Source organism: Candidatus Neomicrothrix sp. (assembly GCF_035329545.1).
GTDB lineage: Bacteria > Actinomycetota > Acidimicrobiia > Acidimicrobiales > Microtrichaceae > Microthrix > Microthrix subdominans.
Genome location: NZ_DAOLGP010000068.1, coordinates 1 through 5,654 on the forward strand (window position 1 = coordinate 1; position 5,654 = coordinate 5,654).

The window sequence follows — 5,654 nt, forward strand, 5'->3', positions numbered from 1 at the left end:
CAGAGCTCAGTACCTGCTTTTCCATCATTGGCGAAGAAGTACATTTGCCCCTGTAGCACAATTCCCTTCGTCGGGCTCGAGCCTGAGCTTCCCGGCTGAATGTCGTCGAGCAGATGCGTGCCGGCGGATGTCCCGTCGCTGATCCACAGCTCGTTGCCGCTGGTCTCGTCGCTGGCGAACAGCAGCCGGTCTCCGAGCGCCGTGAGGCCCGTCAGCCGATGCGTTGTCGCGTAGACCAGGGTCGTGCCGGCGGCGGTCCCGTCGGTGCGCCACAGGCCCGGCTGGTTGGCTCGGTCGGAATTGAAATAGACGAAGCCCCCCCCGCGGGCAAACCCCCGCCCGTCGCCGTATCACCGCCTCTAGGTTGGGACGATGACCACCGAACCGGGCCCGTGGTGGCGCAGCGCCGTCATCTACCAGATCTATCCCCGCAGTTTTCGGGACACCTCCGGCAACGGGGTGGGCGACCTGCGGGGCATCATCGACGGCCTCGACCACATCGCCACGCTGGGCGTCGATGCCATCTGGCTGTCGCCGGTCTTCACCTCGCCGATGGTCGACCACGGCTACGACGTGGCCGACTACTGCGACATCGATCCCTCCTTCGGCACGTTGGACGACTTCGACGAGCTGGTCGCCCGGGCCCACGACCGCAACCTGCGGGTGATCCTCGACTGGGTGCCCAACCATTCGAGCGATGCCCACCCCTGGTTCGTCGAGTCGCGCTCGTCGCGGGACAACCCCAAGCGTGACTGGTACCACTGGCGCGACGGCACACCCGACCGGCTGCCCAACAACTGGACCCGGGCCTTCCCGCCCGACGAACCGGCGTGGACCTGGGACGCCCGCACCGATGCCTGGTACCTCAACCTGTTCAGCCCCGAGCAGCCCGACCTCAACTGGGCCAACCCCGAAGTGCGCTTGGCCATGGCCGACACCCTGAGGTTCTGGTTGGACCGTGGTGTGGACGGGTTTCGCATCGACGTCGTCCACGGGCTGGGTAAGGACCCCGCACTGGCCGACGTGCCCGAGGAGGTGGCCGGCCTGCCCGCCGTCGCGCTGATCGACACCGAGCTCACCCACGACTACGTGCGGGAGATCCGTTCGGTGATCGACGAGTACGACGACCGGGTGGCGATCGGCGAGGTGTTCCTGCTGGAGTCGGCCCGAATCGCCAAGTACTACGGCACGGGCGACGACGAGTTGCACCTGGCGTTCAACTTCCCGGCGATGTTCGGGCCGTGGGAGGCCGAGGCGTGGCGGCGCAACCTGGACGGCGCCGAGGAGCACTTCACGTCCAAGGGCTTCCAGACCACGTGGGTGCTGTCCAACCACGACAACCCCCGGCACCGCACCCGCTTCGGGGGCGATGAGGCGGTCGCCCGCGCCGCAGCCGTGCTGCTGCTGGGGCTGCCGGGCACGCCGTTCCTCTACGCCGGCGAGGAGCTCGGCCTCGAGGACGCCGAGGTGCCACCCGAGGCGATCGTCGATCCGTCCGGCGGGCGACGCGACGGCTGCCGGGCGCCGATCCCGTGGACGATCGGGCCCGGCCACGGCTGGGCCTCGCCCGGCACCTGGCTGCCGTTTCCGCCCGAGGCCGACGAGCACAGCGTCGAGGCCCAGAGCGCCGATCCCTCTTCGACGCTGGCCCTGTACCGCAGGTTGCTGACGCTGCGGTCGGCGTCGGATGCGCTGCGCCTGGGCGGCCATGAGATCGTGCACGATCACGACGGCGTGCTCGCCTGGCGCCGGAGCGTCGGCGGTACTGACGACACCAACGGCGCAGACGACGTGCTGGTCGCGGTCAACTTCACCTCGGAGCCGGTGGTGTTCGAGGGCTTCGCCGACTGGAACTCGCTGGTCTCGTCGCACCCCGACCGTGCGGTCGCCCAGGTAGTCGGGGGCCACATGATGCCCGACGAAGCACTCTGGGCCGCTCCGCCTCGGTGAGCGGCAGCGCTCAACGAGGGTGGACGGGCCTAATAGTGGCCGATCTCGCCAAAGTTGAGCTGTTGGCCGGGGCTGAGGTGGCCTGCAAACACGCCCGATTCGCCGCCGGTCGCAAGACCTCGGGGGAGCGTGACCGATCCGCCGAAGTTGGGGTCTCCCCACGCGGGCTCACGCGTGCCCGACTTCCAGATCTTTCCTTGCAGGGAGTTGCCGATGGTTCGGGCGCAGACCCGCCACGGCAGGGCCGGCATGCGCATGCTCTGCCGGTAGAAGCCAGGTGCTGAGATCGATCCGAGGAGCGCATAGGTCGGGCGACGCCCGCTGTCCATGTAGTGGACGTTCCAGTTCCACCGTGCACCCCACAGGACATTGTTGGTCAGCGTGATGGCGGTGGTTCTGCCGCCGGCGGTTCGAACGTGCAGGGCGACCCCGGGCTGCGCATAAGCGGTGAGCCCACCCGGCATGGGCTTGATGGTGGCGCAGACCGAGTTCCCTGGGCTTCCTGCCTCGGTCACGATGATTCGTGTGTCGGCGCCCCGCCTGGAGCCCCCGTTCCTCACCGTCAGCACCCCTCGGGACACACCGACCGTGTAGGCGCCGTCGTTGGAGATCACCCGCGCTGTGAAGTTGCCCGATCCGGGCCGTGGCACCGGGGCGCAGGCAGACGAAACGACCACCAGCACCGAAACGACCAGGGCGAGCGAGGCGCCGCGCCTGCGGTTCCGTTGAATGGGCATCGTCGCATCGTATGTGAAGCGTCAACCTGCGCCCGGGTGCCCAGCGACCGGGAGCCGGTGGGGGATCGTCGGGCACCACACGTAGGATGTTTGCTCGATGTCGCCACCGTGGAACCTCAACGATCCGCCCTCCGGCGACGATATTGCTGCGGCGCTGCAGGCGTTTCCCGTCGTGGCCGATGTGTTGCGGGCACCTGCGGCACCCCCGGATCGGGCGCTGCCCTTTCATCACGTCTGCGGGTTCGACGAGCTGTTCCCCTGCCTCAGCCCGTTGGGCCTCCGGTTGTTGCAGCTCGACCGATTTCACGGCGGCGTCAGCCGCGACGCCGCCCTTCTGGAAACGTCCGAGGTGCCTCCGGAGCTGGTCGACCGCGAGGCGTCCAACCTGGTCATCGCCGGGTTGGCGGTCTTCCGCGGCGACCGGCTGCGGTCGCACCCCGACATCGCCCGGTACATCCCGATGCCGCTGCCGATGCTCGAGAACGCAGTGAACTCGATCAACAGCGACCGCCTCGCCATGGCCTGCCGCCGGATGGGCATACGGTCGGGCACCACCAAGGCCGAGCGGAGCGAGGCGGTGCTCGCTGGCCTGCGCCAGCCAACGACGATCGAGAAGGCGCTGTCGTCGGTGAGCCCCGAGGCCAGGCGACTCTTCGGGCGCATCGTCGAGTTGACCTCCGTCGATCGATTTGGGTTCACCGACTCCGATGAGGCGCCGGGATCGGTGCCGCTCGACAGCCTGATGAACGCCAACACGGTGCAGTACCGGGCGGCGTCGCGCGATCTGCTGTCGCTGTATGCGCCCGTTCGGGGCAACATGACGCCGCTCGGCGAGCTGGTCGAGGCCCTGCTGATCACCGCCTCGATGGGGTGGGGCGACAGCGTGACGCTGTTCATGGAGGTCGCCCACGGGTGCGGCAAGGCGTTGGGGCCTGCGCTGGTGCCGCCGCCAGACGTCGACGGTGTTCCCGTCCAGGAGACCCCGATGGCCCCCACCCGGGTGGTGGCCCAGCTGGGCGACGTGGTGGCCCACCTGGGCGATCATCCGGTCGAGGGCAAGAAGTCGGGCGACCGTCGGGCGCCGGTGGCCACCTGGCGCAGCGCCGCCAAAGCGACCGGCATCGACAAGGACCTCGGGGTGCTGCTCGGGGGTCTGGCCGCCGACCTGGGCCTGATCTACGCCCAGGCGATGCCCGCCCGGGGTCGTGGCCGCAAGGTGTTCCACCCCGTGCGGTGGTGCCCCAACCTGCGTCGCGTCGCCGAGTTCGACCGGCTCGAGGCGGGCACCCGCTGGCTGAGCCTCGTCGAGGCCTGGCTGGAGGGTGGGCGTGGCGAGGACGCCTACGCCCAGTCGGTCAAGCGATCGCTGTTGGTGTCGGTGCTCGCATCGATGCCCGAGGGTCGGGCGATCGAGCGTGGCGACTTCATGGCGCTGGCCACCGGGCGACACGTGGCGCTGAGCGACGTCGACGAACTCAGCGAGCACCTGGGCACCGCCGCCGCTTTGGGCCTGATCGGCGACCCGGGACGTCCGGGGCTGACCGAGGCCGGGCGTGCGGCCATCGGCGGGGCCGACGCGGTCAACGCTGTGGTCGGTGGCGGCGACCGCAGTTTCCTGGTGCAACCCGACCATTCGGTGGTGGCCCCGCCGAACATGGCCCCCGACGTGGTGGCGCAGCTGATGCGCTACGCCGACCTGGAGAGCGAGGGCGGCGCCTCGGTGTGGCGGCTCTCGGCCCGGCGCCTGGCCCAGGCGGCACCGACCACCTCCCCCGAGGAGGTCCAGCGGTTTTTCGCTGACGGGTCGTCGGTGCCGGTGCCCGAGGCCGTGCTGCGTTTCATCGACGACGCAATGGGGTCGGTGTCGCCGGTGACGGTCACCGAGGTGGGCTGCGTCATCACCGCTGCCGACCCGATGGTGATCTCCGACGCCGCCCGCCACAAACCGGCCAAGCTCACCGTGCTGGCGGCCGGCGTGGCCACCTCGCCGCTCACCGCCGCCCGTGTTCGGGACGTGCTGGCCACCAGGGGCGTGGTCCTCGCCTCCTCGACCCCGGCCGAGGCGACCATCACCTCGATCGGGAGCGCAGCTTCGGCCGACCCGAGCGCACCATCCACGGCGTCGCCGACGGGCACCGATGCGCTGCTGCCCCCACCGGTGGACGATGCCATCGCCGGGTGGATCGTCGACCAGCCGGACCCGGCGGATCCTCTGCCCTCCCCGAAGCCGATCGGCTTCGACGACCACCTGGTGGCGGCGCTGACCGCGTCGATCTCACAGCGAGCGAGCACATGAGCGACCCGACCAACCCCCTGATCGTGCAAGGCGACCTGTCGGTGCTGGCCGAGGTGTCATCGCCGCGCTTCGACGAGGCCCGGGCCAAGCTGGCACGGTTCGCCGAGCTGGAGAAGGCCCCCGAACACATCCACACCTATCGCATCACGCCGCTGTCGCTGTGGAACGCCGCGGTGTCCGGGCTGAGCTCGGGCGACGTGGCCGCCACGATCACCGGCCTGGCCAAGTACCCGGTGGCGCCGTCGGTGCTGGCCGAGGTGCACGACCAGATGGGCCGCTACGGGCGCCTGCGGTTGGTGCGCGACCACGACACCGCCGCCCTGGCCCTCACGTCGGCCGAGCCGGCGCTGCTCGAGGAGGTCAGCCGCGACAAGCAGGTGGCCGAGCTGCTGGGCGACCGCCTGGACGGCAACCGCTTTGCCGTGCGCAACGGCGACCGGGGCGTGCTCAAGCAGGCGCTGATCCGCCTGGGCTGGCCCGCCGCGGATGAGGCCGGGTATGCCAAGGGCACCCGCCTGGAGGGCGCTGAGCTCACCGCCGAGCTGCGCTCGTATCAGTCCGATGCGCTGGCGGCGTGGTGGCACGACGGCCACGTCGAGGGCGGCAACGGCGTGTTGGCGCTGCCGTGCGGCGCCGGCAAGACCATCATCGGCCTGGCCGCCCTGGCAACC

General features: G+C 70.1%; 4 protein-coding genes. 3 read left to right on the forward strand and 1 reads right to left on the reverse strand.

Annotated features, from left to right (window positions below):
* The first annotated feature begins 372 nt into the window (after positions 1-372).
* Positions 373-1,950, forward strand: coding sequence for an alpha-amylase family glycosyl hydrolase (locus PKD89_RS19470; protein ID WP_287393379.1), 1,578 nt, complete (start codon positions 373-375; stop codon positions 1,948-1,950).
* Between the two features lie 29 nt (positions 1,951-1,979).
* On the opposite strand, the gene PKD89_RS19475 is transcribed toward PKD89_RS19470, so the two are convergent.
* Positions 1,980-2,687 carry a hypothetical protein gene (locus PKD89_RS19475; protein ID WP_289010420.1) on the reverse strand — a complete coding sequence of 236 codons (708 nt, stop codon included), beginning with the start codon at positions 2,685-2,687 and terminating at the stop codon, positions 1,980-1,982.
* A 97-nt stretch (positions 2,688-2,784) separates the two neighbouring features.
* On the opposite strand from PKD89_RS19475, the gene PKD89_RS19480 reads away from it, so the two are divergent.
* Together PKD89_RS19480 and PKD89_RS19485 are read left to right on the forward strand one after the other, a co-directional pair.
* On the forward strand, positions 2,785-4,983 hold the full coding sequence (locus tag PKD89_RS19480; RefSeq protein WP_289010419.1) for a helicase-associated domain-containing protein: 2,199 nt from the start codon (positions 2,785-2,787) through the stop codon (positions 4,981-4,983).
* Positions 4,980-5,654 (forward strand): helicase-associated domain-containing protein (locus PKD89_RS19485; protein ID WP_324332879.1); only part of this gene is annotated, 675 nt, incomplete at its 3' end. The genes PKD89_RS19480 and PKD89_RS19485, both read left to right, overlap by 4 nt.

Excerpts from the sequence above, each read along its gene's own strand:
- PKD89_RS19470 (WP_287393379.1), top strand. The coding sequence starts at position 373 with ATGACCACCGAACCGGGCCCGTGGTGGCGCAGCGCCGTCATCTACCAG.
- PKD89_RS19480 (WP_289010419.1), top strand. The coding sequence starts at position 2,785 with ATGTCGCCACCGTGGAACCTCAACGATCCGCCCTCCGGCGACGATATT.
- PKD89_RS19475 (WP_289010420.1), bottom strand. The coding sequence starts at position 2,687 with ATGCCCATTCAACGGAACCGCAGGCGCGGCGCCTCGCTCGCCCTGGTC.